The 596-nt window shown below is 60.7% G+C and carries 2 protein-coding genes; one reads left to right on the top strand and one right to left on the bottom strand.

Annotated elements, in window-relative coordinates:
- Positions 1 to 268 (bottom strand): helix-turn-helix domain-containing protein (locus tag ACZIRK_RS45405; protein ID WP_474419868.1); only part of this gene is annotated, 268 nt, incomplete at its 3' end.
- A gap of 38 nt (positions 269 to 306) precedes the next feature.
- Here ACZIRK_RS45405 and ACZIRK_RS45400 point away from each other — a divergent pair.
- Entirely contained in the window at positions 307 to 588 is a 282-nt protein-coding gene (locus ACZIRK_RS45400; protein WP_283039996.1) for a LexA family protein, read from the top strand.
- Positions 589 to 596: the final 8 nt, after the last annotated feature.

The raw sequence follows: 596 nt of genomic DNA, 5'->3' as shown, positions 1-596 counted from the left end.
CGGTCAGCTTGCGCTCTGCGCCCGGACGCGGCTCCTCGCTCAAGGCCCGCTCCAGATTGCCTTCTACGAAGCGGCGCTTGGTCCGGCTGACGGTGGAACGGCTGACACTCACGGTCCGAGCAATCTCCTCGTCGCTGCGGCCCCTATCGGCCGCCAGCAAAATCTGCGCCCGCTTGAGCTTGCGGGCGGCGTGCTTGCCGCCGCCGAGCATCGCCGTCAGTTCGTCGCGCTCGGCTTGGCTCAATTCGACCCGATAACGTACATTCATGCTTTGCCTCCTTGTCGGAGGCCGGGACGAATCGATCCATGAGTCAAAAATCAGGCGCGCGCTTAACCGAGAAGCAGGGGCACTACCTCGCTTTCATCCATACCTATTCGTACATGTTCGGACAGCCGCCAGCCGAAGCCGACATTCAGCGCCATTTCCGCGTCAGCCCGCCGTCAGTCCACCAAATGATCGTCACCCTCGAACGAAACGGCTTCATTCGCCGTCAGCCCGGCGTTCCCCGAAGCATCGAGATTCTCCTGCCACCCGAAAACTTGCCGATCCTCGAATGGCTCGGTATCAAAACGTCAAAATCACTGTGATGAACCAC

The organism is Bradyrhizobium sp. Leo114 (assembly GCF_055229415.2).
Note: the sequence above shows the minus strand (reverse complement) of the source record. Positions and strands in the feature narration are given on the sequence as shown.